The sequence below is a fragment of the Streptomyces sp. ADMS genome (assembly GCF_033441795.1).
Lineage (GTDB): Bacteria > Actinomycetota > Actinomycetes > Streptomycetales > Streptomycetaceae > Streptomyces.
Window position 1 is genome coordinate 69,728 of sequence record NZ_JAVFVX010000002.1, and the last position, 25,011, is coordinate 94,738.

The 25,011-nt window shown below is 70.3% G+C and carries 27 protein-coding genes and 5 pseudogenes; 11 read left to right on the forward strand and 21 right to left on the reverse strand.

What is annotated here, in order from left to right; genetic code table 11:
* Window positions 1-17: 17 nt before the first annotated feature.
* A complete protein-coding gene (locus RB628_RS01235; protein WP_318318339.1) occupies window positions 18-428 on the reverse strand; it encodes a hypothetical protein in 411 nt (136 codons plus the stop codon).
* Between the two features lie 331 nt (window positions 429-759).
* On the opposite strand from RB628_RS01235, the gene RB628_RS01240 reads away from it, so the two are divergent.
* Window positions 760-1,056 carry a DUF1905 domain-containing protein gene (locus RB628_RS01240; RefSeq protein WP_318318340.1) on the forward strand — a complete coding sequence of 99 codons (297 nt, stop codon included), beginning with the start codon at window positions 760-762 and terminating at the stop codon, window positions 1,054-1,056.
* 25 nt (window positions 1,057-1,081) lie between these two features.
* Here RB628_RS01240 and mgrA read toward each other — a convergent pair whose 3' ends face one another.
* Window positions 1,082-2,074 carry an L-glyceraldehyde 3-phosphate reductase gene (gene mgrA / locus RB628_RS01245; RefSeq protein ID WP_318318341.1) on the reverse strand — a complete coding sequence of 331 codons (993 nt, stop codon included), beginning with the start codon at window positions 2,072-2,074 and terminating at the stop codon, window positions 1,082-1,084.
* A gap of 119 nt (window positions 2,075-2,193) precedes the next feature.
* On the opposite strand from mgrA, the gene RB628_RS01250 reads away from it, so the two are divergent.
* Complete coding sequence (locus RB628_RS01250) at window positions 2,194-3,081, forward strand: LysR family transcriptional regulator (RefSeq protein ID WP_318318342.1); 888 nt, start codon at window positions 2,194-2,196, stop codon at window positions 3,079-3,081.
* A 53-nt stretch (window positions 3,082-3,134) separates the two neighbouring features.
* Window positions 3,135-3,650, forward strand: coding sequence for a mycothiol transferase (locus RB628_RS01255; protein WP_318318343.1), 516 nt, complete (start codon window positions 3,135-3,137; stop codon window positions 3,648-3,650).
* On the opposite strand, the gene RB628_RS01260 is transcribed toward RB628_RS01255, so the two are convergent.
* Complete coding sequence (locus RB628_RS01260; RefSeq protein ID WP_318318344.1) at window positions 3,632-4,702, reverse strand: adenosine deaminase; 1,071 nt, start codon at window positions 4,700-4,702, stop codon at window positions 3,632-3,634. The two genes, RB628_RS01255 and RB628_RS01260, sit on opposite strands and share 19 nt — an antisense overlap.
* 51 nt (window positions 4,703-4,753) lie before the next feature.
* Entirely contained in the window at window positions 4,754-5,149 is a 396-nt protein-coding gene (locus RB628_RS01265) for a VOC family protein (protein ID WP_318318345.1), read from the reverse strand.
* A 224-nt stretch (window positions 5,150-5,373) separates the two neighbouring features.
* Here RB628_RS01265 and RB628_RS01270 point away from each other — a divergent pair, with 224 nt between their 5' ends.
* A complete protein-coding gene (locus RB628_RS01270) occupies window positions 5,374-6,216 on the forward strand; it encodes a phosphatase PAP2 family protein (RefSeq protein ID WP_318318346.1) in 843 nt (280 codons plus the stop codon).
* The gene (locus RB628_RS01275; protein ID WP_318318347.1) at window positions 6,152-6,859 is read left to right on the forward strand and encodes a dienelactone hydrolase family protein; all 708 of its coding nucleotides are present in this window, start codon (window positions 6,152-6,154) and stop codon (window positions 6,857-6,859) included. Before RB628_RS01270 ends, RB628_RS01275 begins: the two co-directional genes overlap by 65 nt.
* Before the next feature lie 625 nt (window positions 6,860-7,484).
* Here RB628_RS01275 and RB628_RS01280 read toward each other — a convergent pair.
* Window positions 7,485-8,855, reverse strand: a complete 1,371-nt coding sequence (locus tag RB628_RS01280) for a PI-PLC domain-containing protein (protein ID WP_318318348.1) — start codon at window positions 8,853-8,855, stop codon at window positions 7,485-7,487.
* A 185-nt stretch (window positions 8,856-9,040) separates the two neighbouring features.
* Between RB628_RS01280 and RB628_RS01285 the strand changes: the two are divergent.
* From RB628_RS01285 to RB628_RS01295, 3 genes and pseudogenes are all read left to right on the forward strand, one after another.
* Window positions 9,041-9,502, forward strand: a pseudogene (locus tag RB628_RS01285) (acyl-CoA dehydrogenase family protein); the annotation flags it as partial.
* A 49-nt stretch (window positions 9,503-9,551) separates the two neighbouring features.
* Entirely contained in the window at window positions 9,552-9,665 is a 114-nt protein-coding gene (locus tag RB628_RS01290; protein ID WP_318318436.1) for a hypothetical protein, read from the forward strand.
* 42 nt (window positions 9,666-9,707) lie between these two features.
* Window positions 9,708-10,481, forward strand: coding sequence for a FadR/GntR family transcriptional regulator (locus tag RB628_RS01295; protein ID WP_318318349.1), 774 nt, complete (start codon window positions 9,708-9,710; stop codon window positions 10,479-10,481).
* 261 nt (window positions 10,482-10,742) lie between these two features.
* On the opposite strand, the pseudogene RB628_RS01300 reads toward RB628_RS01295, so the two are convergent.
* The 3 genes and pseudogenes from RB628_RS01300 to RB628_RS01310 all read right to left on the reverse strand — a co-directional run.
* Window positions 10,743-11,450 (reverse strand): annotated as a pseudogene (locus RB628_RS01300) (AMP-binding protein); the annotation flags it as partial.
* 19 nt (window positions 11,451-11,469) lie between these two features.
* A complete protein-coding gene (locus tag RB628_RS01305; protein WP_318318350.1) occupies window positions 11,470-12,360 on the reverse strand; it encodes an amidohydrolase family protein in 891 nt (296 codons plus the stop codon).
* A 308-nt stretch (window positions 12,361-12,668) separates the two neighbouring features.
* Complete coding sequence (locus tag RB628_RS01310; RefSeq protein ID WP_318318351.1) at window positions 12,669-13,658, reverse strand: AMP-binding protein; 990 nt, start codon at window positions 13,656-13,658, stop codon at window positions 12,669-12,671.
* Window positions 13,659-13,859: 201 nt separating this feature from the next.
* Between RB628_RS01310 and RB628_RS01315 the strand changes: the two genes are divergently transcribed.
* Together RB628_RS01315 and RB628_RS01320 are read left to right on the forward strand one after the other, a co-directional pair.
* Complete coding sequence (locus RB628_RS01315; RefSeq protein ID WP_318318437.1) at window positions 13,860-14,729, forward strand: ferredoxin--NADP reductase; 870 nt, start codon at window positions 13,860-13,862, stop codon at window positions 14,727-14,729.
* Window positions 14,730-14,773: 44 nt separating this feature from the next.
* Window positions 14,774-16,381 carry an enoyl-CoA hydratase-related protein gene (locus tag RB628_RS01320; protein ID WP_318318352.1) on the forward strand — a complete coding sequence of 536 codons (1,608 nt, stop codon included), beginning with the start codon at window positions 14,774-14,776 and terminating at the stop codon, window positions 16,379-16,381.
* Here the strand turns inward: RB628_RS01320 and RB628_RS01325 are convergent.
* The 12 genes and pseudogenes from RB628_RS01325 to RB628_RS01380 all read right to left on the reverse strand — a co-directional run bounded on the left by RB628_RS01325 (window position 16,335) and on the right by RB628_RS01380 (window position 23,545).
* Window positions 16,335-16,904, reverse strand: a complete 570-nt coding sequence (locus RB628_RS01325; protein ID WP_318318353.1) for a helix-turn-helix domain-containing protein — start codon at window positions 16,902-16,904, stop codon at window positions 16,335-16,337. The two genes, RB628_RS01320 and RB628_RS01325, sit on opposite strands and share 47 nt — an antisense overlap.
* A 161-nt stretch (window positions 16,905-17,065) precedes the next feature.
* A complete protein-coding gene (locus RB628_RS01330; protein WP_318318438.1) occupies window positions 17,066-17,353 on the reverse strand; it encodes a DUF1330 domain-containing protein in 288 nt (95 codons plus the stop codon).
* 49 nt (window positions 17,354-17,402) lie between these two features.
* Window positions 17,403-17,549: a ferredoxin gene (locus tag RB628_RS01335; protein WP_318318439.1), complete on the reverse strand. Its 147-nt coding sequence runs from the start codon at window positions 17,547-17,549 to the stop codon at window positions 17,403-17,405.
* A gap of 281 nt (window positions 17,550-17,830) precedes the next feature.
* Window positions 17,831-18,760 (reverse strand): annotated as a pseudogene (locus tag RB628_RS01340) (cytochrome P450); the annotation flags it as partial.
* A 31-nt stretch (window positions 18,761-18,791) separates the two neighbouring features.
* Window positions 18,792-19,271 (reverse strand): NAD-binding protein, encoded by a 480-nt coding sequence (locus tag RB628_RS01345; protein WP_412180580.1) that lies wholly within the window; start codon window positions 19,269-19,271, stop codon window positions 18,792-18,794.
* A pseudogene (locus RB628_RS42500) lies at window positions 19,251-19,672 on the reverse strand (NAD(P)-dependent oxidoreductase); the annotation flags it as partial. The gene RB628_RS01345 and the pseudogene RB628_RS42500, both read right to left, overlap by 21 nt.
* Complete coding sequence (locus tag RB628_RS01355; protein WP_318318356.1) at window positions 19,672-20,229, reverse strand: DoxX family protein; 558 nt, start codon at window positions 20,227-20,229, stop codon at window positions 19,672-19,674. The pseudogene RB628_RS42500 and the gene RB628_RS01355, both read right to left, overlap by 1 nt.
* Window positions 20,226-20,549 (reverse strand): hypothetical protein, encoded by a 324-nt coding sequence (locus RB628_RS01360; protein WP_318318357.1) that lies wholly within the window; start codon window positions 20,547-20,549, stop codon window positions 20,226-20,228. The genes RB628_RS01355 and RB628_RS01360 overlap by 4 nt, the downstream gene beginning before the upstream one ends.
* Window positions 20,504-21,061, reverse strand: coding sequence for a Zn-ribbon domain-containing OB-fold protein (locus RB628_RS01365; RefSeq protein WP_318318358.1), 558 nt, complete (start codon window positions 21,059-21,061; stop codon window positions 20,504-20,506). Before RB628_RS01365 ends, RB628_RS01360 begins: the two co-directional genes overlap by 46 nt.
* Window positions 21,058-21,471 carry a cytochrome P450 gene (locus RB628_RS01370; RefSeq protein ID WP_318318359.1) on the reverse strand — a complete coding sequence of 138 codons (414 nt, stop codon included), beginning with the start codon at window positions 21,469-21,471 and terminating at the stop codon, window positions 21,058-21,060. The genes RB628_RS01365 and RB628_RS01370 overlap by 4 nt, the downstream gene beginning before the upstream one ends.
* An 86-nt stretch (window positions 21,472-21,557) precedes the next feature.
* Window positions 21,558-22,298: pseudogene (locus RB628_RS01375) on the reverse strand (phosphotransferase family protein); the annotation flags it as partial.
* On the reverse strand, window positions 22,268-23,545 hold the full coding sequence (locus RB628_RS01380; protein ID WP_318318360.1) for an acyl-CoA dehydrogenase family protein: 1,278 nt from the start codon (window positions 23,543-23,545) through the stop codon (window positions 22,268-22,270). The pseudogene RB628_RS01375 and the gene RB628_RS01380, both read right to left, overlap by 31 nt.
* 175 nt (window positions 23,546-23,720) lie before the next feature.
* Here RB628_RS01380 and RB628_RS01385 point away from each other — a divergent pair, with 175 nt between their 5' ends.
* Window positions 23,721-24,371: a TetR/AcrR family transcriptional regulator gene (locus tag RB628_RS01385; protein ID WP_318318361.1), complete on the forward strand. Its 651-nt coding sequence runs from the start codon at window positions 23,721-23,723 to the stop codon at window positions 24,369-24,371.
* 190 nt (window positions 24,372-24,561) lie between these two features.
* On the opposite strand, the gene RB628_RS01390 is transcribed toward RB628_RS01385, so the two are convergent.
* Window positions 24,562-25,002 carry a MarR family winged helix-turn-helix transcriptional regulator gene (locus RB628_RS01390; RefSeq protein ID WP_318318362.1) on the reverse strand — a complete coding sequence of 147 codons (441 nt, stop codon included), beginning with the start codon at window positions 25,000-25,002 and terminating at the stop codon, window positions 24,562-24,564.
* Window positions 25,003-25,011 lie beyond the last annotated feature (9 nt).

Here is a 25,011-nt window from a genome sequence, read left to right on the forward strand (position 1 = left end):
TTCGACGGCCTCCGCGGCTAGGCGACCGGTACGACCAGCGCCGGGTTGGTCCGCTGCATCCGCAGGGCGTCCACGGACTCCGCGAGCAGCTCGTACTCGGTGGTCTCGTCGCACGTGGCGATCCGGACGAGCCGACCGGCCGCCAACTCGTCGGCGACCAGATCCTGTTGATACGGGTCCATGCTCCAGGCGCGCAGCAGGCCGGGGACGTCGGGGACGGTTGTGGCGATCGGGAAGAGCGAGTTCGGGGGGAAGTACGGTTCGTCGGGTTGCGGATCGAGCCGTTCGGCGATCCAGTTGGCGCGGTCCCGTAACCACCACAGGGCCAGCGCCAGGGTGGGCGCGCGGTACGTGCCCAGCGGTACGCCGATGCGGCGGCCCGCACAGACGCCGTACGCCGTGACATGGCAAAGGAACTCGTCGTGCACGATCTTTCCCCCGATCGCCTGCCGGCCTTGCCTCGCTTTCCCTGCGGCTCACTCGCTGTACGTTGGTGCCGGTCGCTCGATGATCCACTCGGTCGTGCAGTCTTCTACCAGTCGAGTATCTTCACTATTGACACTCTGTCACCACGGCTTTCCAGCCAGCCTCCAGGCATTCTTCTGGCATATTCCCAGCAGGTATGGACCGGAATCCGACGGGACAGCCTCTTTCCCCGTCGGCAGATTCCCGGGGAGTCCCGACGATCACGGGATTCGCGATGAGCCTTCCGCTTCCCAGTGGTCTCTTGAGTGAAGACCACTGGGAATGGAGAGCACGATGACCACCAGCGAAAAACCCCTGAAGATCGACGAGGAATTCACAGCCGTACTGCGCAAAAGCCCGGCGCCCGGGGGCTGGACCTACCTTGTCTGGCCGGAATCCGTCGCGTTCTTCGGTACCCGCGGCCTGGTCAGGGTCGGCGGGACGATCGACGGGCATTCTTTCCGCGGCTCGTTCATGGCGCTGGGCGACGGCACCCACAAACTCCCCGTGAAGGCCGAGATCCGGAAGGCCATCGGAAAGGCAGAGGGTGACACCGTGACAGTACGGCTCGCCGAACGGTTCCGTTCATGACGGAGCAGGGCGGATCGGGAAAAGATCAGGCCTTGATGACCGCGTCGATCCGGGTCAGCTCCTCCTCGGAGAACTCCAGATTGCCGATGGCCGCGACGCTGTCCTCCAGTTGCCGCGGACTGCTCGCTCCGACCAGGGCGGACGTCACCCGGCCGCCGCGCAGGACCCAGGCCAGGGCCAGCTGGGCCAGGCTCTGCCCGCGCGACTTGGCGATGCCGTCGAGGACGCGCAGCTGCTGCACCAGGTCTTCGGTGATCTTGTCGGAGTTCAGGAAGGGGCTGTCGCTCGCCGCCCGTGAGTCCGCCGGGATGCCGTCGAGGTAGCGGCCGGTGAGCAGGCCCTGCTCCAGCGGGGAGAAGACGATGGAGCCGACCTGGAGCTCGTCCAGCGCGTCCAGCAGGCCCTCGTCCTCCGGACGGCGGTCGAGCATCGAGTAGCGGGGCTGGTGGATGAGCAGGGGCGTACCCAGCTCGGCCAGGATGCGGGCGGCTTCCCGGGTCTGCTCCGCCGAGTAGTTGGAGATGCCGACGTAGAGCGCCTTGCCCTGCTGGACCGCCGTGTGCAGGGCGCCCATCGTCTCCTCCAGCGGAGTCTCCGGGTCCGGGCGGTGCGAGTAGAAGATGTCGACGTAGTCGAGGCCCATGCGGGTCAGGCTCTGGTCGAGGGAGGAGAGCAGGTACTTGCGGGAGCCCCATTCGCCGTACGGGCCCGGCCACATGAGGTAGCCCGCCTTGGTGGAGATCACGAGCTCGTCGCGGTACGGGGCGAAGTCCGCCCTGAGTGCCTCGCCCAGGGCGGACTCGGCGGCGCCGGGCGGCGGGCCGTAGTTGTTGGCGAGGTCGAAGTGGGTGACGCCGAGGTCGAAGGCTCGGCGCAGGATGGCCCGCTGCGTGTCGACCGGACGGTCGGGGCCGAAGTTGTGCCACAGGCCGAGCGACAGCGCGGGGAGCTTCAGGCCGCTGCGTCCGGTGCGCCGGTAGGGCATGTCCGCGTAACGGTCGGTGTGTGCGGTGTACAACGCGACTCCAGAAGGGTTGGCACGACGGATGCGATCATTGCTGGTCCCACTCTTCCCCCGGGGCGGGCAGTGGTCCAACAGGAGAATCCGATGGAATTCAGCGGATAGGCTTCTCAATCATGGAACTACGGCATCTTCAGCACTTCGTCGCGGTCGCGGAGGACCAGCACTTCACCCGGGCCGCCGAACGACTGATGGTGTCCCAGTCGGGGCTGTCGGCCTCGATCCGCGCGCTGGAGCGGGAGCTGCAGACCCCGCTGTTCGTGCGTACCACCCGCCGGGTGACGCTCACGGAGGCGGGGCGCGCGCTGCTGGGCGAGGCGGAGCGCATCCTCGCACAGGTGAGGTCCGCGCACGACGCCGTGGCCGCCGTCCAGGGCGTGCTGCGCGGGACGCTCTCGCTGGGCACGGAGCAGTGCATCGCCGGGGTGGACGTCGCGGGGTTGCTCGCCACGTTCCGGAGGAGTCACCCGGACGTGGAGATCCGGCTGCGCCAGGCGGGTTCCGAGGCGATCGCTGACGAGGTCGCCGCCGGGCGGCTCGACCTGGCCTTCGCCATCCGCACGCGCGGGGACTCCGACCAGCTGCGTTCCGTGCCCCTGAGCAGCGAGCCGATGACCGTGCTGTGCCATCCGAGCCATCGCCTCGCCCTCGCGGGTGCGGTGACGCCCCAGGAACTGGGCGGGGAGGCGTTCGTCGACTTCCATCCGGACTGGGGGCCGCGCCGCATCACGGACGAGGTGTTCGCCGTAGCGTCCGTACGGCGGACCGTGACACTGGAGGTCAACGACGTGCACAGCCTCCTCGACCTGGTCGAGGAGGGCCTCGGCGTCGCGGTGGTGCCCCGGCACTTCGCGCACAAGCGCGCGGCGCTCACCGCTCTGCCCGTGAAGGGCACCGGCGAGACGGCGTACGAGACGGTCGCGATGCTGCCGCCGCCCCAGGCGACGAGTCCGGCGGCACGGGCACTGATGGACCTGCTGGAGCGGCCGGACCGGCAGGACTGACCCCGCTGTCGCGTTCTGATGCCGGGGGCATCGCGATGCGCGATCGTGGAGGCATGGATGCCAAGGACGTTCTCATCGACGCGTACGGACGGATCCAGGAAGAGGTCCACGCCGCCGTGGACGGTCTGTCACCGGACGATCTCCACGCCCGGCCCGCCCCCGACACCAACTCCGTCGCCTGGCTCATCTGGCACCTCACCCGGGTCCAGGACGACCATGTGGCCGGGGCGGCCGGGTTCGACCAGATCTGGCTGAGCGAGGGCTGGGAAAAGCGGTTCGGGCTCGGGCTGGAGGCCGCGGACATCGGCTACGGCCACAGCGCCCGGCAGGTCGCCCAGGTGCGGGTGAGGTCGGGCGACCTGCTGCTCGGTTACTACGACGCGGTGCACGCGCAGTCGGTCGAGTTCCTACGGGGTCTGACCGCGGGCGACTTCGAGCGCGTCGTCGACGAGCGCTGGGACCTGCCGGTCACTCTCGGCGTCCGGCTGGTCAGTGTCCTGGCCGACGATCTTCAGCACGTCGGCCAGGCCGCCTATCTGCGGGGACTGCTTCAGAGCGCCGAGGCGTAGCCCGGCAGGACGACGTCCTCGATGAGGGCGTTGCGTTCGCCGAACGGGATGAACGCGCTCTTGACCGCGTTCACGGTGACGGTACGCAGGTCCTCGACCGTCCAGCCGGCCTCCTCGACCAGCAGGGACATCTCGCGGGTCATCGTCGTGCCGGAGACGAGGCGGTTGTCGGTGTTGAGGGTGACGCGGAAGCCCAGATCGCGCAGGGCGGTGATGGGGTGCTCGGCGATCGACTTGGCCGCGCCCGTCTGGAGGTTGGACGTCGGGCACATCTCCAGGGCGATCCTGCGGTCGCGCACCCAGCCCGCGAGCCGGCCGAGCCTGCCGTCCACGATGTCGTCGGTGATGCGGACTCCGTGGCCGATGCGCTGGGCGCCGCAGACCTGGAGGGCCTGGTGGATGCTGGGCAGGCCGTGCGCCTCGCCGGCATGGATGGTGAACGGCACGCTCTTGCTGCGCAGGTGTTCGAAGGCGGCGAGGTGGTCGGCGGGCGGGAACCCGTCCTCGGCGCCGGCGATGTCGAAGCCGACGACACCGGCGTCACGGAAGGCGACGGCGAGGTCGGCGGCCTCACGGACCCGGTCGAACATGCGCATCCCGCACAGCAGCGTCCCGACCCGCACCGGGGTGCCCGCGGCGGCGGCCTTCGCCATGCCCGCCGCCAGGCCCTCCTGGACGGCCTCGACGACCTCGGGGAGCGTCAGGCCGCCGTTGACGTTCAGTTCGGGGGCGTAGCGCACCTCGGCGTAGACGACGCCGTCATCGGCAAGGTCGAGGACGTACTCCTCGGCGGTGCGCAGCAGGCCCTCGCGGGTCTGCATCACGGCGAGGGTGTGCTCGAAGGTGGCTATGTAGCGCACCAGGTCCCCGGAGTTGGCGGCCTCGTAGTACCAGGCGGCCAGCTCGTCCGGGTCGGTGGTGGGCAGGGTGTGGCCGGCCCCGGCGGCGAGCTCGACCAGGGTGGCGGGGCGCAGGCCTCCGTCGAGGTGGTCGTGCAGCACGGCCTTGGGAAGGCGGCGGAGGGTGGCGGTGTCGACGGGGGACGCGGTCATGTGCGGTGCTTCCTCGGCAGATGGTGCGGTGGAGTGGGGTGCTGCGGGATGTCAGTCGGTGGCGGGCTGGAGGAGGTCCCAGCGGTTGCCGTACAGATCCTGGAAGACGGCGACCGAGCCGTACGGCTCATGGCGCGGTTCCTCCAGGAAGGTCACACCGGCGGCGCTCATCCGGGCGTGGTCGCGGGCGAAGTCTTCGGTGTGCAGGAAGAAACCGACACGTCCGCCGGTCTGGTCGCCGATCCGGGCACGCTGGTCCTCGTCCTTGCCCCGGGCGAGCAGAAGGCCGGTGCCCGCCGCTCCGGTTCCCGGCTCGACGACGACCCAGCGGGAGCCGTCGGGGCGGGGGGTGTCCCCGGCGAGCCGGAAGCCGAGCGCGTCGGTGTAGAAGCGGATCGCCTCGTCGTAGTCGTCGACCACGAGGGTGACCAGTGCGATGCGTCTCATCGGCTCTCCTCGGCCTTGCGGGGTGGTGGTGAGGTGGACCGTTCGGCCGACCTGCGACAGACGTGCGGTTGACGGGTGAGGTTATACGTAACACCCCGGGTGTGTCATCTCCGCGCCCGCAGGTGTGATCTCATCCGCGTGCGCGATCCCGGGAACGATCGCCGGAGCGTGATCGTCGAGCAGGTGTGAACCGTGAGCATGCTGTCGCAAGGGCGGGCTCCCCCGTGGTGGGGAGCCTGGCCGCGTTCGTACTGCTGGCGCTGCTCGCCGTCACGGTCACCGCACAGGGCGGTGGCACCCTGTTCGGCGACCGGCATCTGCTGGAGTGGTCGCTCGCCCACCGCCCCGACCTGGCCGTCACCCTGGCCCGAGCGGTGACCCACACCGGCACGGGCTTCGTTCCGTACGCCCTGGTCGCCCTCGCCGGTCTCCTGCTCGGCAGAACCGCACGGCAGCGCATCCTCGCGGCCGCCGCCTGTCTCGTCTGCCTGGTCGCCGCCCAGGCGGTGCGGTTCTCGCTGATGGCGCTGCTGTCCCGGCCCCGTCCCGCCACGGCGCACTGGGCGACGGACGCCGGCCACTGGTCGTTCCCCTCCGGCCACACCACCACGTCGGCCGTCACCGCCGGGCTGCTCGTCCTGGCCGTCCTGATACGGGCCCCGCGCGGCCGGCACGTGATCGCCGCCGCGGTCGGCTGCTGGGGCCTGCTGGTCGGGCTGACCCGGGTCTATCTGGGCGTCCACTGGTTCTCGGACGTCGTCGGCGGCTGGCTGTTCGGTGTGTGGTGGCTGGGCCTCGCGGCGTACGGGGTGGCGCGCTTCGCCCCGGACGTCTGCGCGGAGGTGCTGCGCGGCGACGGGAGCGGAGTGCGCGGAGTGCTGTTGCCCGGCATACCGGGGCCGGGATCCGGGTCCGAATCCACGCGTGGCAAGGTGGAGGTGGCGTCGGCATCCGACTGCGGCGCACCTCCACCGAGCGCTGCCCTTCCAGGAGTTGAGTGTCATGTCCGAGCTGCCGAAGTCGACCGGATCCCCCTCCCGTCAGAACGTGACGTTTCCCAGCGCTGACACCACCGCGCACGGCTATCTGGCGCTGCCCCCGTCCGGCAGCGGGCCCGGTGTCATCGTCATCCAGGAGTGGTGGGGACTGACCGACCACATCGCGGACGTCACCGACCGGCTCGCGCAGGAGGGCTTCGTCGCCCTCGCCCCCGACCTCTACGGCGGCAGCGTGACGCACGAGAGCGAGGAGGCGCTGCGCATGATGCAGGCCCTGCCGGTGCCGAAGGGCGTCGAACTCCTCTCCGGCGCGGTCGACTACCTGCTGGCGCTGCCGGAGGTCACCTCGGAGACGGTCGGCTCGATCGGTTTCTGCATGGGCGGCGGTTTCGTGCTCTACCAGGCCGCCGCCGACCCGCGTGTCAGCGCCGCCGTGCCGTTCTACGGTGTGATCCGGGGCGGGCTGCCCGACTTCTCCGGCCTCAAGGCCGAGGTGCTGGGCCACTACGGCGAACTCGACGCGAGTATCCCGGTGGAGAGCCTGGACCCGCTGCGCGAGGCCATCAAGGAGCAGTCCGGTATCACTCCGGATCTGCGTGTCTACCCGGCCAACCACGCCTTCTTCAACGACGCCCGCCCGGTGTACGACGCCGAGTCGGCCGCCCGCGCGTGGGAGAGCACGGTGCCGTTCCTGCGGGAGCGCGTGCGCTGAACGCCGGTGGGCTGGACACGGGTGACTGATGTGACGGTGGGCGGGCCCGGGGTGCTTCCCCGGGCCCGCCCAGACGTTTCGGGTCCCGTACGTCAGCTCTGGCCCTGTACGTCAGCCGCTCGCGCCCGCGAGCCACGTCGTGGCGTTCGGGGGCGAGCGGCGCGCTGGTGACGCCGGTGCAGTTCCAGCCGTCGTACAGCGTGCTGCCGGACTGGCCGGTGCCGCCGTCGATCGGGGAGCTGCCGCCCCGGAAGGCGATCCGGCCGCTGCCGAAGGTAACGCATCGCCGCGGGCGGGCTGCCCCCAGGCGAAGACCGTGACCGACGCGTCAGCCATGCCATGGTGATCCGCTCAAGAGTCGAAAAGCTCGAAACCCCAGCGGCGCTTACCCCGGACCCCACCCGGACCCGCCGCGAGGGCCGGTCCAGGACCGGCCCCACCCGGCCTCGTTCCACACGCCCCGCCCCCAGGCGTCGCAGGGCGCCCCCCGACCAGACCGTCGGGTCCGGCGGGCAGGCGTCCGGAGGGACACGCTCGCACGGACCGGAGGATGCTGCCCCGCGCAGCCCACCGACACCAGGAAGGACGCTCCACGAGGAGAGCGGGGACACCTTGACGTGTCCGGCTACGGGTAGACGTAGGTGTTCAGCGTGGCCACCGCCGAGGCGGGGTTTCCGAGGTCGTAGCGGTCCACGGCAAGGAAGTTGGGCTTCTTGCGGGCGGCCGGCTGGCAGAACCGCTGGGCCCGGTCGGCGAGTTTGGTGTTGTCGTTGGTCGCCGTGGCGGCGATCGCCACGTCCCGGAAGTGGTTCATGACGAAGAGGGGCTTGAAGGCGCCCTCGGTGCGGGTCAGTGGGGTGTTGGAGTCGGCGCCGTACCAGCGGCTGTAGCAGGACCAGTCGGAGGAACCGATACCACCGCCCATGGACCAGTAGTTCTCCACGGTCCACTCCCGCTGGTACATCACGCCGAAGGCGTCCCGGGTGAGCCCGGCGGTCTGGTCGGCGGAGCGGCTGTGGTCGGTGAAGATCAGCAGCCGGTCGTTGGCGGCGATCAGATCGGCGACCTTCGGCCAGCCGTTCTGCCGTACGCCCGTCTGGTCGGGCCGGTACAGGACGTCCGACAGGCCGCTGACCCGGGCGAGTTCGCTGCGCAGGACGCCCGGGTCGACGTAGTCCTCCAGGAAGACGGTGACGACCTGGGTGGGGTTCTGCTTGAGGAAGTCGACCATCCGCTGGAGGTCGACCCAGAGCGCGACCGGGCTTCCGACGAGGGTGCAGCTGTTGTGGCAGAGGATCGCGCCGTCGGAGGTCTGGTGGATGTCCAGCATGAATCCGCGTACACCGTCGGCGAGTTGCTGGTTGATGCCGCGCGTCTGGTTGGGGACGAAGTTGACGAAGGGCGGGGCGAATCCGCCGTCGACGCCGTTGGCGTAGGCGTTGTGGGCGGTGAGGAACGTGACCTGGTCCAGGGTCCGTTGCTCGCTGGACGGCATCGGGGCGACGGTGGGGGTGACCGGAGTGAGATACCAGGCGGCCAGGCTGCCCGCGCCGCCGACAACCAGCTGCTCGGGGTAGTTGGCGCCGGACGGCTTGGCGGCGACCGTCAGGTAGCGGGTGGTTCCCGGGGCCTTGAGGGTGTACTGGTCGGTGCCGGACGGGGCGATCTCCCAGGCCGCGTCGGCGCTCGTGCAGGCGACGGTCCTGGCCTGGTCGCCGGAGCGGCCGAGACAGCTGCCCGCGGCGTCGGTGCTTTCCAGGATGTACGAGGTTCCGCCGGCGCGCAGAGTCCACTGCTGGTGGTCCTCGTTGCCCTTGGGTCTGTGCTGTTCGACGACTCCGGCGTCGTCGGCGGCGTTGAGTCCGGTGGTGACGCTCTGGACGTAGTAGGCACCGGCGGCCGGCACAGCGGCGGCCACGGCCGGCGGTGCGGGTGCCGCAACTGCCGCTGCCAATGCGGCTGTTGCGGTGAGCAGTGCGGTGCGGAGGTTTGGCATCTGCGGGGCCCTTCATGAACTCGGAGGCTCTACGACTCGATCGGCAGGGGCATGACATCACGAAGCCCCGCACGAAGTCAGCACACCCGGCACACCCGAACCACAACCACCGGTGCCCGCCTGTCAATTCGGTCTGACCTTTGATATGTTTCGACGCCACCTAGGCTGCGGAAGGCGTTCGAACTGTGGACTTCGAGCTGACCGAGGATCAGGAAACGATCCGCGAGGCCATCGCCGGACTTCTGCGGGACTTCGACGACCGGTACTGGATGGAGAAGGACCGGGACCACGAATTCCCGGCCGAGTTCTACGACGCCGTCGCGCGCGGCGGCTGGCTGGGGCTCACGATCCCCGGGGAGCACGGCGGCCACGGTCTCGGCATCACCGAGGCCACGCTGCTCCTTGCGGAGGTCGCGCGGTCGGGCGGCGGGATGAACGCGGCCAGCGCGATCCATCTGTCGATCTTCGCAATGCATCCCGTCGTGGTGCACGGCTCCGAGGAGCTCAAGCGCCGGACCCTCCCGCGTATCGCCACCGGCGACCTCCACGTCTGTTTCGGCGTGACCGAACCGGGCGCGGGTCTCGACACGACGAGCATCACGACGTACGCGCGCCGGGACGGCGACCACTACGTGGTGAACGGCCGCAAGGTGTGGATCTGGCATCCCGCTGGGCCGCTGGGCGACACCCGAGGAGATTGCCTGGAGTCTCATCCTCCTCGCCTCGGACGCCGCGTCCTTCAGCACCGGGCAGGTGCTGCCCGGTGCACAGGGGACGTGTCATGTGACAGGCAGCACGGGTCCGTATTGAATGGTCCGGCCGAAGTGCTACCACCGACGAGAGGCCTGACCCGTGCAGAGCGCCGGACATTCCGCCAGTGACGCGCGCTTCGACGTGGTGAGGGTGCCCAAGGCGTCGGACGTGCTGGCCGCCGAGGTGCGCGAGCGGATCCTCTCCGGCGAGTTCACCGAGGGAATGGTGCTGCCGCCGGAGCGTCAGCTGGTGGAGCAGACGGGGCTGAGCCGCGCGACGGTGCGCGAGGCGCTGCGCATCCTCGAAGTCGAGCGGCTGGTGCGGATCAGGCCGGGGCGGGGCGGCGGCGCCTTCGTGCACCGGCCGGGCCACGAGTCGGTGGCGAACACCGTGCGGCTGGTCATCCGGGGCCAGCAGATCCGGCTGGAGGCGCTGCACGAGACGCGCGAGGCGATCGAGCCGACGTGCGCCGCGCTGGCCGCGAAGCGGCGCACGTCGGCCGACCTCGCCGAACTCGACGCCGCCCACACCGAGTTGGTGGCGGCCGAGGAAGACGTCCCGCGCTTTCTGCGGGCCAACGTCCGCTGGCACACCGCCGTGGCGAAGGCCGGCGACAACGAGCTGCTGACCGGTTTCCTGGCCGCACTCTCCCAGTCGATCTACGCCGCCACGGACATCGAGCAGTTCATGGACGCGGAGATCCGCGAGGTCACCGCCCGCGCCCACGCCCGGATCACCGAGGCGATCCGGGCGCAGGACGGGCCCGCGGCGATGCGGCGCATGGCCCGGCACGTGTGCGGGTTCGCCCGCGCGGCGGCCGAGGTGGACCCGCGACAGCAGGTGCAGTTGCCCGCACCTGGCGACGACGCCTGACATCGGTTCCTCTCGGGAGAGGGCGCTCTCCCTCCCGAGACGAGCCCCACCCATGCGAGAATGTGATTTCCATTCAGCGTGAACAACACTCTTCACTTTCGGTCTGACCTTAACTACCATCCGAGGCGACCGAGCAGTAGTGAAGGAGAGGGGTTCGCATGGACGAGGCCGACTCCGTCCTGACCGTGACCGCCGACGGGTCACCGCCACCCGCAGGGAGGACAGGTCATGCTGGTCCCCCGCCGCCAGGAGCGAGTGGTAGAGCGTGGGCGGGCCGGGCAGAACCGTCACCTTCTCGCGCTCCACCAGTTCCAGTACGCGGTCCACGTCGAAGACGGGCACGGGCAGGATGGTCGCGCCCCGGATCAGGGAGGCGATACAGCCCGCCTTGTAGCCGAAGATGTGGAAGAACGGGTTGACGATCAGGTAGCGGTCGCCCTCCCGCAAGGTCGCCAGGTCGCACCACTCCCCGTACAGGCGCAGCGTCTGGACATGGGTCATCGGCACACCCTTGGGCCGCCCGGTGGTCCCGGAGGTGAACGTGATGTCGCCGACGTCGCCACCGCTCGCCGCCCGCTCGAACGCCGAACCGCTCGCAAGGAAGCCCGACTTGATGTCGATCACGGGCACGCCGGGCGGGCTCTCGAAGTCCAGGCCGAGGAAGCCCGCCTCGATCAGGAGGAGTTCGGCCCCGCTGCGCCGGACGATGTCGTGGGCCTCGGCCGCCTTGAACCGGGTGTTGACCGGGACGAGCACCCCGCCGGCGGTGAGCAGCCCGAAGGCGGCGACGATCCACTCGGCGGAGTTGGGCGCCCAGATCGCGCCCCGGTCGCCCTTCTCGATCCCGGCTGCGGCGAAGGCGCCTGCGGCCGTGCGCACCCGGTCGGCCAACTCGGTGAAAGTGAGCCTGAGTTCGCCGTCGACGGCCGCCTCGGCGTCACCGAATCGGTCGGCCGCGCTCAGCACCATCCGCGGGATGTCTCCCACTTCATTCCGGTATCAGCCTGGAGAGGTTGCCGCCCATGATCTTGGCCTGGTCCGTGACGCTCAGGTGCTGGATGGCGTCGACATAGCTCTGTGGCTGGGCCAGGCCTTCGGGGTGCGGGTAGTCCGAACCGAACAGCACCCGGTCCACGCCCATCAGATCGATGAGGTCGCTGAGGTCGTCCTCGTAGAACGGGCTGACATGGATGCTGTCCTTGACAGCCTGCACCGGGTCGCCCAGGAACTCGTTCGGCATCTTCTTGTGGACGTCGCGGAGGTTGTCGAGCAGCGGCGCCACCCAGGAGGAACCGTTCTCGATGAGCGCGATCTTCAGCCCCGGGAACCGGAACAGGGCGCCGTGGCACACCCAGGCGGCCACCGCGTCCTGGATCGGCCGCCACTCGGACACCGCGCGGAAGGCGTTGGGCTTGAACGGGAGCATCTCGTTCGTCCGGCCCTCCCAGTCGCTGGTGTACCGGGCGTAGCCGCTGTCCGAGGAGTGCATCGCGACCAGCACGCCGGTTTCGACGACGCGCTTCCAGAACGGGTCGAACTCGGGCGACGCGAAGGAGCGCGAGCCGCCGTGGCCGGGCACCGGGGCGGGGCGCACCAGAATTGCCCGGGCGCCGCGCTCGACCGCCCAGTTCAGCTCCGCGATCGCCTTGTCGACGATGGGCAGGGTGATGACCGGGGTGGTGAGGATGCGGTTTTTGTAGTTGAAGCCCCACGTCTCGTACAGCCACTCGTTGAGCGCGTGGATCAGTTCGGGATCGTCCCGCATCCGCTCCTCGATGAGGCTGGCGAGCGTCGGGAACATCAGCGTCTTCTGCACCCCCAGCTCGTCCAGCAGCTCCAGCCGGGGCCCCGGTTCACGGAACGCGGGGATGGAACGCATCGGCTCGCCGAAGATCTCCGGCGGCTCTTCCCGTCCGGGTTGCCGAACTTGAAGTAGTCCTCCATCGCCCCGGGGCGGGCGACCACCTCGAAGTGGGGTTGGGGATGTACTCGCTGATCTGCCCCCTTCGTACGACCCCTCACCTGCACGTACTGGATCGCGCCTTCGTATTGCCCGGGGAGGTGCCTGGTCAGCGCCTCTTCGGTCTCGTACAGGTGATTGGCCGCGTCGAATAGCGGATACGGCAGCTCGCGCGACGACATTGAGATCTTCCTTTGCATATTGCGAGACTCTCATTCTCACTTCTTTTACCCCGCAATGTCCCTACGGAGAACGAACTTCTGAACCTTGCCGCCGGCGGTGCGCGGGAACTCTTCCATGACGTGCAGTCCCTCCGGCCACTTCTGCCGGGCGAGGCCCTGCCGGTCGAGGTGGGCGGGTGTGAGCTCGGGGCGGTCGAGGAGGCTCGTCAGGTAGTACGCGGCACCGCCGCCGACCGTCAGCCCGTCGCCCTTCATCAGGGCGAGGGCCGCGCCGAGGTCCCAGACGTCGGCGAGGTTCACCGGGGTGCCGTCCAGGACGGGGATGAGAATGGCGTTGACCATGCCGATGAAGTGGCCGACGGGCGCCGAGGCGAGTTGGCGGCCCCGGTCGGGCGGGGAGAGCCCGGCCAGTTGCCGGGTCTCGAAGCCGAGGCTCTGGTGGCTGTACACAACTCCTTTGTGATCATGGGTAGTTCCGGAGGTGAACGCGATCAGCGCCGGGCCCGCCGGGTCGGCCGGGAGGACCCCGGCCAGGGGTTCACCGGCGAGCAGATCCGCGAAGTCCCACCCCACGACTCCGACCACCGGCACGTCGGCGCTCAGGTCCGGCCGGTGTTCGAGGTGGCCGAAGCGGGCGGCGGTGACGAAGGCGCGCGGGCGGACGGCGTCCAGGATGTAGCCGACCTCCTTGCGCCCGTAGAAGTGAACGACCGGCACGACGACCGCGCCGAGGAACGCCGACGCCCAGAAGACCGCCGCCGCCTCCATCCAGTTGGGCAGCTCGAACGCGACCACGTCACCGGGACCCACCCCGCGCGCCCCGAGCCCGGCCGCCAGCCGGCGCGCGACCAGCTCGACGTCGGCGAAGGTGCCCGTCCACGGCCGCACCGCCGAGTGCACGCGGCACTCCGCGTCAGGTGCGGCCGTCAGCCCGCGCGCCAGCAGGTCCCCGAGCGTGTCGCGGGTCCACCAGCCCTCCGTCTCATAGCGGTTGGCCAGCTCGGCGGGGACTGCGCGTGTGGGGATCGTCCACATCACGGGAACTCCCTCCCCTGTAGCGAGAATTGCACTCTCAGAGAGGGAAAAGGTAAATTCCACGCATGGTGCGAGACCACGGTTCCACCCGGTCCGGATCAAGCGGATCGTCCAGGGACAGCCGACACGCGCACGTACGTCCTCGACGCGCCCTTCCTCTATCGCGCCGGGCAGTTCCTGACGGTCCGAGCGTGCGGCGCCCTGCGCAGCTACTCGATGTCGAGTTCCCCGGACACCGACAGCGAGTTGATGACCACGGTGAAGCGGGTTCCGGGGGGTCTGGTGTCGAACTGGATGCACGACCACCTCGCACCCGGCGACCTCATCGAGACCACGTCTCCGGCCGGCGTGTTCTGTCTGCGTGAGGGCACCGCGCCGCTGGTCGCGCTCTGCGGGGGCAGCGGGGTCACGCCGGTCCTCTCCCTCGTGAAGACCGCGCTGGCCACGACCGGGCGGCGGGTACGGGTCCTGGCCGCCAACCGGGACGCGGACTCGGTCATCTTCGGCGACATGCTGGCCGACCTGGCTGAACGGCACCCGGGCCGGTTCGAGATCCACCACCACCTCGACGACCGGCAGGGTCTCGTCTCCGAGGCCGAGATACGGGAGTTCACGGGCGGCGGCCTGAACGCGGACTTCTACCTCTGCGGACCGGCTCCCTTCATGGCACTGGCGGAGACCACGCTGCTCGGGCACGGTGTCGGGGCCGGCCAGATCGTCGCCGAGCGCTTCACGGCGCCGGAGGCGGCGGCCGGGGAACCCGCCGACGGCTCCGCAGACGCCGTCCCGAAGAGCAGTGCCGGCACGGTCACCATCGTCCTTGCCGGAAGGCGGCGCACGGTCGACCAGCATCCCCGCGAGTCGCTGCTGGAGAACGCCCGCCGGGCCGGCCTCATGCCGCCGTTCTCCTGCGAGATGGGCAACTGCGGCACCTGCATCGCCCAACTCACCCAGGGCGAGGCCAAGATGCGCGTCAACAACGTCCTCGACGACGAGGTCGCCGGGGGCTGGGTCCTGACCTGCCAGAGCGAACCGGTGACACCGCATGTCACCGTCGAGTACGAGAACTGAGTCCGAGCGCTCAAGTCCGCGCCCCACCGACCGAAGAGGCACTCATGGTTGATCTCGAACTCGAACTCGGCGAGGACCTGGCGGTCATCACCATCAACCGCCCGCATGCCCGCAACGCCATCGCACCCGCCACCATGGACGAGTTGGACCAGGCTCTCGACGCGGCGGCGGGCGCCCGGGCCCTGGTCATCACGGGCGCCGGCGCCAAGGCCTTCGTGTCGGGCGGCGGCCTCAAGGAACTCGCCGCGATCCGCACCGAGGAAGAGTCGCTGGCGATGGCCCTGCGGATGCGCGGCGTCTGCGACCGGCTGGCCGCCTTTCCCGGACCGGTGATCGCCGCCCTCAACGGGCACGCCTTCGGCGGCGGCGCCGAGGTCACGGTGGCCGCCGACATCCGCATCGCGGCCGACGACATCAGGATCGGCTTCAACCAGACGGCCCTGGCAATCATGCCCGCGTGGGGCGGCGCCGAACGGCTCGCCGCGCTGGTCGGCAGGGGCCGGGCGCTCCTGCTCGCCGGCACCGCGCGGATACTCGACGCGCCGGAGGCCGAACGCCTCGGTCTGCTGGACCGGGTGCTGCCCCCGGTCCGCCTTCGAGGAGGGCTGGCGCACGCTGGCCCGCCAACTCGCCACCCGCCCGGCGCAGGAGATCAAGCGGGTGGTGTCCGGGAACCTGGCGGCGGACGAGGCGGCCCGCGCCTTCGCCCGGTTGTGGGTGTCCGACGAGCACTGGCAGGCAGCGGAAAGGGTGACGTCCCGTGGATGACACACGAGTTGAGACCGCAGGCGGACACGGCGGCGGCCGGGGCGGACTCCGGTCCTCGCGCAGGCCCGGCCCGACGGCCCCCGTACTCCGGCCGAACACCCGCACGTGCAGGCCGACTTGACCGACGTACGCATCGAACCGAGCGATACCGGTACGGACGGAGTGGGCCCCGTGCGGATCGAGTCGAGCCCGATCGGACCGGTCGTGACCCCGCCGGAGCCACCGGTCTCGTGATCCTGTATCTGCACGGCGACCGGCAGCTGTCCGGCGCGCCGGAGTCGGCGCTCGACCTGGCCGAGCGGCTCGCGCTGCGCACGGGAGCGGTGGTCGTCTGCCCGCGCTACCGCAGCTCGTTCCCGGGCGCCCTCGACGACGTGCACGCCGTGTACGACTCCTGCCGGGCCCGGGGTCCGGTGGCGCTGGCCGGGGAGCGGCTCGGCGCCGGGCTCGCGGCCCCGCTGCTGGTGCGGCTGCGGGACATGGGGGCCGCTGCGCCGCAGTGCGCGGTGCTCGGCTCGGCGCTGCTCGATCTGACCCTGGACGCGCCGAGCCTGTTGTTCAACGCGGCGGCCGGGCCCGCCTTCGACCTCGACGAACGCCGGCTGCGCGCGGCCCTCTACGCGGCCGGCACCGAGCCGACCAACCCGCTGCTCAGCCCTCTGCACGCCAACCTGCACGGGCTGCCGCCGGTGCAGCTGCTCGCGGGCACCGATCCGCTGCTGGACGACTCGCTGGGGTTCGCCTCCCGCGCGGCGCGCTCCGGGGTCACCGTGGATCTGCGGGTGCGGGAGGACGCGGAGCGGCTGCGGCCGGAGACGGTGACGGCCATGGCCGACTTCATTCGGGCGTGGACCCGATCAGAAGGGTCATCACGTCCCGCATGATCTCGGGGTAGTCGGACCGCTCGTCGTCCAGCAGCCACTGGAGCTGCATCCCGTCGAGCATGGCGACCAGGGCGCTCGCCGCGGCGCGCGGGGTGAGGCCGCTGGGCAGCCGGTCGCCGTAGATCTCGGTCAGGTGCGCGACGGTGTTGTCCTGGATCGAGCGGTAGTGGTCGCGAAAGAACCCGTGGGCGGGATCGTCCCTGACGATCCCCTCCGCCACCAGCACGCTGTGGATCTGGACCAGGCCGGCGTTCCGATGGTCGTAGGCGACGACCTCGGCCACCCGGCTCGGCAGGTCCTTGTCCGCGTGGCCGGCGGCCAGGTGCGCGCGGGCGAGGTCCTCCCGGCGCTGGAGGAGCGCGCGCAGAAGTCGCTTCTTGCTGGGGAAGTAGTGCAGGACGCCCTGCCGGGTCAGCCCCGCACGCTCGGCGACCGCGTCGATGGAGGACCTCCGGTAGCCGCGCTCGGCGAACACCTCAAGGGCAGCGCCCAGGATCTCCTCGCGCCGGGCCGTCGTCTCCACGCGTCACCCTTTCCGCCGCCGGCACGCCGATGTGCCGGTACGGTCACCTCACCACACCAGCGCCTTTCGGCCACTGCCGGTTGCCGGCCATTTCCGGCAGGTCACGCGCGGCAAGGCCGGCGCCCGCCGGCGTGTGCCGAAGGCACGGTCGCGGACCGGTGTCAGCCGTTCCCGGCGGGCGGCTCGAAACCGGCGACGATCCCCATGCTGGAGTCGGCCGCGGCATGCCGCAGGGGCTTCGCCCTCTCGTACTCGGCGGGCTCGTACCAGGCGCGGGCCGCCTCCACCGACTCGAATTCGACGACGCCGGTCCGGTCGCCGTGCCAGTCGCCCTGCGGCTCCTCGTCGACGGCCAGGGTCTTCGCGCCGCTCGCGGCCGGCGGCGCACCGGCGGCGCGGGCACAGGCCTCCAGGCCCTCCGGGCCCCTGATGGCCTCCGTGCCGATCACATACCCTCGGGCATCGCCAACTCCATTCCGATCAGCGGGCAGTTGGGCCTCAGCTCGGCACGATGGCCCGCTCGGGGCAACTGCCGACGGCTGTGCGCACCGCGTTCTCGTGCTCGGCGGGAATCTCCGGCACCAGCACCTCGGCGTACCCGTCGTCGGTGAGGTCGAAGAGCTCGGGGCACAGGGTCCAGCACACACGCCGTGCCCCCGACAGCGGTCCTCGTCCACGGCGGCCTTCATCGGGCGGGCGCCTCTGCGGGCGTGAACTCCAGGCCGAGGTGGGTCAGTCCGCGCAGGATGTACGTCGGCAGGTACCGGTACCGGCGGGCGCCTGCGGGGCCGTGCACCCGCTCGGAGATCCTGATGTCGGCCGTACGGTCGAGGATGCGTTCGATGGCCACGCGGCCCTCTGCCCAGGGCGAGGGGGGCGCCGGGGCAGGTGTGGACGCCTCGGCCGAACGCGAGGTGGTGGCGGGCGTTGGGGCGCGCGGCGTCGAAGGTCTGCGGGGCCTCGAAGTGGCGCGGGTCGCGGTTCGTCGCTCCGTTCAGGACCATGAGCGTGGTGCCGGCGGGGATGTCGATTCCGCCTACCGTGGCCGGTACGCGGGAGAGCCGGAAGTCGCCCTTGATGGGGCTCTCCATCCGCAGCACCTCTTCGATGAGGTTCGGGACACGGTCCCGCTCCGCACGCAACAGCGCCTGGATCTCGGGCTGTTCGGCGATCACCTTAAGCGCGTTGCTGAGCAGCCGGACCGTGGTCTCCTGGCCGGCGGCGAAGAGGTTGGTGGCGACGCGGGCGACATCGGCGACCTCGGGGGTCGAGCCGTCGGGGAAGGCGGCGATGGCGAGGCCGGTGATCACGTCGTCGCGGGGTTCCCGGCGACGGTCCTCGGCATAGGCCGCGAACCGTTCGTACAGGTACTCCAGCGGCGTGTGGGCCATCTCGCCCTGCGTACTGCCGACGCCCGCACCGGAGTGCGGGCGGTTCTGGAGTTTCTCGGCGAACTCGTCCCGGTCGGCCTCGGGGATGCCGAGCAGGTCGGCGATGACCCGCAGGGTGAAGGGGCCGGCGAAACCGCCGATGAAGTCGCCCTCTCCGGCGGCCAGATACTCGTCGAGCTGGGCGTCGGCGAGGTGCCACATGGACGCCTCGTTCTCCTTGAGACGCCTCGGCGTGATGAGCCGCATCAGCAGACCGCGATGGGCCGTGTGCAGGGGCGGGTCGAACGTCGGCAGCTGGTCGCTCATGGGAAGTTCGTCCCGGTGGCGCTCGATCAGCTCACTGACGTCGTCGCCCTCCAGCGGGACCGGGAACCCCGGGAAGGGCCCGGTCACCGACACGCACGACGAGAACGTCCCGGAGTCGCTGAAGACCTGCACGGCCTCGTCGTACCCGGTGACCATCATCACGTCGTGATGGTTCTCGCGCTGTACGGGCTCAGCCGGCCCTGCGCCCGCGCACGCTCCCCCGCACCGGGCGAACCCCCCGCGCCGTGATCACCGCGCTCTGCGCCATCAGGGCGAGGGCGTCGTCGGCGGTCCGCATCACGGTCGTCCCCGCCACGACGCCGGCCCCCTCGGCGAGGTCTGCCGGCAGGCGGGCGTCCTTGCGCAGCAAGGGTCCGCCATGGGTGGCGATCCGGTCGAGGGTGCCGCCGGCCGCGGCGACCCGGGCGAGCGCGAAGCTCGCCCCGCTGCCGTGCGCGATGACGTCGGCGAGGCCGGCGGGGTCCACGTCGAGCGTGCGCCCGAGGGCGAGAACGTCGGCGGAGGTCGCCAGATTCGCCGTGAACAGGGCGTTGTCGAGCAGCTTGGCGACCTGCCCCGAACCCAGCGGGCCCACGTGGACGACCGGATCGCCGTACGTCGCGAACACCCGCCGGCAGAACGCGACGGTCCCGGACTCGCCGCCGACCATCACCAGCAGCCGTCCCTCGGCCGCCGCCGTGCCACCTCCGCTGACCGGCGCGTCGACCAGGGCGACCCCGCGCAGTCTGGCCCGGTCGGCCAGCCGGCGGCAGGTGTCGGGGTGGACGGTGCTGTGCACGGCGATCACCCGCCCGGCCGAAGCCCGGCGAGCACCCCCTCGTCTCCGACGATGGCCTCCTCGACATCAGCGTCGTCACCGACGCAGACGCAGACGAGATCACTCGCGGCGGCCAACTCGGCCGCGGACACGGCACGTTGAGCAGGCGTTCCGGCGAACGGAGTGAGCGAGGCGGGGCTCCTCGCCCACAGCGTCGTCGTGAACCCGGCGTCGACGATCCGCCGTGCCATGGGCCCGCCCTGGCTGCCGAGCCCGATGAACCCGACACGCATCAGCCGGTCTCCGCCCCGGCCGCTCCGGTGACGGCCGGGTCCTCCGTCTTCGCGGACCGCTCAGGACGCTCGGGCCGCCAGAACGTCGCCAGCAGCCCCGCCGTGGCCACCACGGCCACCCCGAGCGCGATACCGCCCCCGGCCCAGCCGGTGACCTCGATGTCCGCCGCGTGGTCCACCGAGACCCTGCCGGGCCCCAGTACCCCGAGCGCCAGGGAGATCGCGGCCAGCATCAGGACGTACTCGTAGCCGTCCTTGAACACGAAGAACCCGTTGGGCCGGTGCGCGAGGAGCCCCGCGACCAGCATCACCGAGACGACCGCCGCGCAGGCCAGTGGGGTGAACAGGCCGAGGATCAGCAGCGCGCCCGCGCCAACCTCGGTGACCACGCTCATCCATGCCTGCAGCGTCCCGTGCCGCAGTCCGAGCCCGCCGAACCAGCGGGCCGTGCCCTCGATCTTTCCGCCGCCCCGCCAGTGGTTGAGCCCGTGGGCGATCATGATGACGCCCAGGACCACTCTGACAACCAGCAACGCGACCACTTCGGCGTTCGTCAACTTGCTCTCCCCTGCTGCCGTTCGGCGGCTTCCGCCGCCGCTGCCGCTTCTGCTTCCTCGCGTGCGAGCACGCACTCCTCAACGGACGACAGCACCTTGAGGTGATAGGCCAAAGACGTCAACCCAATGCTCAAGCTGTCTCCGCCGCCCGCCTGTTCGTCGACGGCGACCCGGGGCGACGCGGTGAACAGGGAGGCGATGTCGGCGAGCGCCGAAGGTCCGGGACTCCACACCCGTTCGTGCTCACCGAGGGTGTAGTGGACAGGGACGCGGATCAGTGGGGCGAGCTGGGGGAACGTGTCGATCCAGCTCCGGGCCACGACACCCTCGTACGCGGGTGAGCGCGAGGAGATGCGGGCGCCGCCGACCACTTCGATGGCGTCCGTGGGGAGGGGCGCCGGCGTTCCCTGGTCGGCCGCCGGGCGGAACAGGGGCAGCCACGCGTCCCGGCCCGCTCGAAGACGACTTCCATGCGCATGCCCAACTTCAGCTGCTCGGGTTCGCACTGGACGACGTTGGTGGTGAGGCGGACCCGGGGGTCCTCCTCGACCGCGACCTGGGCGACGACGAACGGGGTCGGCAACCCTGGCGCCGGGAAACGGTGGTTGACGGTGAAGCCGATCAGGGTCGCGAAGCCGGAGACGGCCCGCACGCCGGTTTCGTGCCCGTGGCAGTAGCGGCACACCGGCTGCGGCGGATGGATGAGGGCCGCGCAGGACCCGCACTCCGTCAGGCGCAGCCGGCCGTCCGCGCCGGAGGTCCAGAAGAAGGCGTTCTCCTCTGTGATCTCCGGCGTGGCCCGTCCCGACGTGTCGGGTGTCTCGTCGGTCATTCGGCGATCTGCGCCTTCGCCCTGCGGACCGTCACAGGCTCGGCGATCCGCTGCTCGTCGCAGACCTGTTGCAGCTTCTCCAGGGTCTCGTCGAGCCCGGCGCCGAGCCGGGGGCCCGGGGTGAAGGTCGCCGGGAGGTGCCGCATGCCCTGGATGGTGCCGATGGTCTCGTAGTGCACTGTGCCCTCCGGGTCGCACCGGTAGCCGGGCATCCGGTCGAGCACCTGGGTGACCATGCGCTTGAAGACCGTGCGGGCGACGTTGGATCCGATGCAGCGGTGGATGCCGAGGCCGAAGCTGCTGTGCCGTTTGGCCGGGCGTTCCAGATGGATGTTGTCGGGGTCGGGGAAGACGGAGGGGTCGCGGTTGGCCATCGCCCAGGACAGCCAGAGCCGTTCTCCCGTTGGCACGGATCTCGGCGATGGCCATGGCCAGTCCGATGCCAGCCCTTCTGTGAGCGGTCCTCTTCGGCGTTCGGCCAGCCCATGATCACCCAGGCGAGGTCGAGGAGCGGGTCGCCGACGGTGGCCATCTCGAAGTCGACGAGGGCGGCGAGGCGGGCGGGGGCGCCGTGCTGGAACATGACGTTGGCGAACTGGTAGTCGCCGTGGATGATGCCCGGGGTCCAGTGGCTCGGCCGGTGCCCGCGCAGCCAGGCGGCGGCCTCGTCGAGGCCGGGTATCTCACGGAACGCGAACTTCGCCAAGTGGGCCTGCCAGCGGTCGACCTGACGGTCGTGGAAGCCTTCGGGCCGGCCGAAGCCCTCAAGACCCTGTGCGCGCCAGTCGACGTTGCCGAGCCGGGCGATGCCCTCCACCAGCTCGTACGCGAGGCCGGGTCGCAGGGAGAGGTCGCTCTTGAAGGGCTCGGGCCAGCCGCCCTCGACGTTCATCGGCGACCAGCCGTCGACATGGCCCATGAGGTAGAAGCAGGAGCCGATGACGTCGGTGTCCTCGCACACCGCGACGGCCTCCGGATGCGGAACGTCCGTCCCGTTCAGGGCGTTCAGCACCCGGAACTCACGCAGCATGGTCTCGTTGCGGCCCGGCGGGACCTTCTCCGGCGGCTTGCGCAGAACCAACTGCCGTTCGCCGCGCCGGACTTCGTAGATGTCGTTTGAGGTGCCCCCGGAAATGAGGGAGATCTCGACCAGTTCGCCGGGGGCGATGTCCCGGCCGTCCAGCCAGCGGGCGAGCGACTCGGTGTTCACAGGTTCTCCAGCTGCTTGCGGGCCCATTCCCGGCGTGCGGGCAGATGCTGGGTGGGCCAGAGTCCGGAGGTGGCCTCGTAGCCGCGCAGGAGGTCGCGGGCCACGGTGATCTTGTGGACCTCCGTCGGTCCGTCGACGACGGCCATGACTGCCGCGCCGGTCCACATGTCGGCGAAAGGCATCTCGTTGGAGACGCCCAGGGCGCCGTGCAGGTGCATCGAGCGGTAAACGACGTCGTGCAGCACCTTCGGGGTCAGGAACTTGATCGCTGCGATGTCCTTGCGGACCCGCCTGTAGTCGTTGTATTGGTCGATCTGCCAGGCCGTGTAGAGGACCATCAGCCGGAACTGGGTCAACTGCGCGTAGGAGTCGGCGAGATCGGCTTGCACCAGCTGCTTGTCCGCGAGCCGGCTGCCCTGTGTCTCGCGCGAGAGGGCGCGCTCGGCCATCATGTCCAGCGCCCGCTGGCACTGCCCCACGACGCGCATCGCGTGATGGACGCGCCCGCCGCCCAGCTGGGTCTGGGCGATGGCGAACGCCTGGCCCTCCCCGCCGAGCAGCGCGTCGCCCGGGACGCGGACCCCGTCGTACGCGATCAGCGCGTGCATGCCGTCCTCCGGGCCCTCCCCGAGCAGCCCGACGTTGCGCTCCATCCGGATGCCCGGGGTGTCGCTCGGCACCAGGAACATCGACATGCCCTTGTACGGGCTGACGTCCGGGTCGGTCACCGCCATCACGATGACGAACTTCGAGGTGCGGGCGTTGGAGGAGAAGTACTTGCGGCCGGTGATGACCCAGTCGTCGCCGTCACGTTCGGCCCGCGTGGTGAACATCGCCGGGTCGGCGCCGGCCTGTGGCTCGGTCATCGGGAAGCAGGAGAAGCACTCGCCTTCCAGCAGCGGCTGGAGGTAGCGCTCCTTCTGTTCCCCGGTGCCGTAGCGGGCGATGATCTCGGCGTTGCCGGTGTCGGGGGCCGCCGTGCCGAAGGTGACGGGTGCCCAGCTGGACGCGCCGAGGATCTCGTTGATGAGGGCGAGTCTGACCTGTCCGAAGCCGCGTCCGCCCAGTTCGGGACCGAGGTGCGGGGCCCACAGTCCCTGGTCGCGCACCTGTTGCCTGAGGGTCCGGACGACCGGGCCGGTCTCGTCGTCGAGGGGATGGTAGGCCCGGTCGGGGTAGAGGAGGTCCAGCGGGTCCACGCGCTCGGCGCGGAACCTCGTGATCCACTCCAGCTTCTCCTCGAACTCGGGCTCGGTGGAAAAGTCCCATGCCATGTCAGACGACCCTCGTTTCGACAACTCGATGCCGCGCGGGCACTGCGCCGGACGTCCGCGATGCAGGCGAGAATAATATTCTCGCTGATTGCAAGTAAGGGTCTCAGAAGTTGCGGTGCGTGATTCGGTAGGGAGCTTCGCCTCATTACCGCTGAAGTGCAGTATCGTTCTACGGGTGACCGCCATCCCCGAAGAGCCAGCCTGGCGCCAGCGCGCCGTCGAGCGATCCACCCGCGCCGCCAAGCAGCGTGCCGAGCAGCGCGTTCAGCGCTTCCTGGAGGCGGCGCAGGAACTCATCGCGGAGAAGGGGACGACCGACTTCACCGTCCAGGAGGTCGTCGACCGCTCGAAGCAGTCGCTGCGCAGCTTCTACCAGCACTTCGACGGCAAGCACGAACTGCTGCTCGCCCTGTTCGAAGACGCCCTGTCCACCTCGGCGACCGAGATCCGCGAGGCCACGGCGGGCGCCGGAGAGCCGCTGCCCCGGCTGCGGATCGCGGTGGAGATGCTGTTCGAGCAGTCGCTGCCCAACCCCGGTGTCCAGCGCCCCCTGTTCAGCGACTTCGCACTGCAACTGCTGGTCAAGCACCCGGCCCAGGTGGCCACCGCGCACCTGCCCCTGCTGACCCTTTTCACAGAGCTCCTGGAGCAGGCGGCCGAGGCGGGCGGCATCCACGCGGACAAGCCCCGCCGGCTGGCGGCGCTCCTCATGCAGACGGTCATGTTCGCGGCTCAGGCCAACGGCGTCGCCGCTGAAAGCCACACCCACCCGGTGACCGCCGACGAGGTGTGGCAGTTCTGCCTCGGCGGCATCTCGGGCGCGTGAGCTACTCCACGCACACCTGAGACCGATCGCCCGCGTTGCCGAGAATCACGTTCTCGGTGACGCGGGCAATCGGCATCCAGGCCGACGCGGCCTCAGCGCAGCGGCTTCGCCGGCACCGCCTTGCGGTGGCTGAACGTCTCGATCGGGTAGCGGCCGTGTGAGCAACCGTCCCTCACCGCGCGTTTCAGCGTCAGACCTGGGCCGTCGTCACATCGAGCGTCACGGCCAGCCCGTCCAGGAGAGCGCTCAGCAGTTCGTCGTCGCCGGCACTGAGGAGCGGCCAGTCGGCGCGGACCTCGCGGTCGAGGCGGCGCCAGTACTCCTGGCCGCGCGGGGTGAGGTGGGCGAGGATGCGGCGGCGGTCGTGCGGGTCGACCCGGCGGTGGACGAGGTTCTGGTCGACGAGGTGGTCGACGGGCCTGGTCAGCGTCGGTGGCGGCAGGAAAGCGGCCTCGGCTATCGCGGTCATGTGGTGGCCGGCGCCGTCGGAGAGCTGGGCGAGTACACGCCAGGCGTCGAGGGAGCAGCCGTGCTCTTCCTGGACGGGCTGGAGGCGGCGCGCGGCCAGCCGCTCGGCCCTCGTCAGGAGCCGCAGAAGGTCCTGGGGCCGGCGCTGCGACGGCGTGGTCATCCCGCTCCT

Excerpts from the sequence above, each read along its gene's own strand:
- RB628_RS01240 (WP_318318340.1), top strand. The coding sequence starts at position 760 with ATGACCACCAGCGAAAAACCCCTGAAGATCGACGAGGAATTCACAGCC.
- RB628_RS01250 (WP_318318342.1), top strand. The coding sequence starts at position 2,194 with ATGGAACTACGGCATCTTCAGCACTTCGTCGCGGTCGCGGAGGACCAG.
- RB628_RS01255 (WP_318318343.1), top strand. The coding sequence starts at position 3,135 with ATGGATGCCAAGGACGTTCTCATCGACGCGTACGGACGGATCCAGGAA.
- RB628_RS01260 (WP_318318344.1), bottom strand. The coding sequence starts at position 4,702 with ATGACCGCGTCCCCCGTCGACACCGCCACCCTCCGCCGCCTTCCCAAG.
- RB628_RS01265 (WP_318318345.1), bottom strand. The coding sequence starts at position 5,149 with ATGAGACGCATCGCACTGGTCACCCTCGTGGTCGACGACTACGACGAG.
- RB628_RS01275 (WP_318318347.1), top strand. The coding sequence starts at position 6,152 with ATGTCCGAGCTGCCGAAGTCGACCGGATCCCCCTCCCGTCAGAACGTG.
- RB628_RS01280 (WP_318318348.1), bottom strand. The coding sequence starts at position 8,855 with ATGCCAAACCTCCGCACCGCACTGCTCACCGCAACAGCCGCATTGGCA.
- RB628_RS01305 (WP_318318350.1), bottom strand. The coding sequence starts at position 12,360 with ATGCGTTCCATCCCCGCGTTCCGTGAACCGGGGCCCCGGCTGGAGCTG.
- RB628_RS01310 (WP_318318351.1), bottom strand. The coding sequence starts at position 13,658 with ATGTGGACGATCCCCACACGCGCAGTCCCCGCCGAGCTGGCCAACCGC.
- RB628_RS01320 (WP_318318352.1), top strand. The coding sequence starts at position 14,774 with ATGGTTGATCTCGAACTCGAACTCGGCGAGGACCTGGCGGTCATCACC.
- RB628_RS01345 (WP_412180580.1), bottom strand. The coding sequence starts at position 19,271 with ATGGTCGGCGGCGAGTCCGGGACCGTCGCGTTCTGCCGGCGGGTGTTC.
- RB628_RS01365 (WP_318318358.1), bottom strand. The coding sequence starts at position 21,061 with ATGACCGACGAGACACCCGACACGTCGGGACGGGCCACGCCGGAGATC.
- RB628_RS01380 (WP_318318360.1), bottom strand. The coding sequence starts at position 23,545 with ATGGCATGGGACTTTTCCACCGAGCCCGAGTTCGAGGAGAAGCTGGAG.
- RB628_RS01390 (WP_318318362.1), bottom strand. The coding sequence starts at position 25,002 with ATGACCACGCCGTCGCAGCGCCGGCCCCAGGACCTTCTGCGGCTCCTG.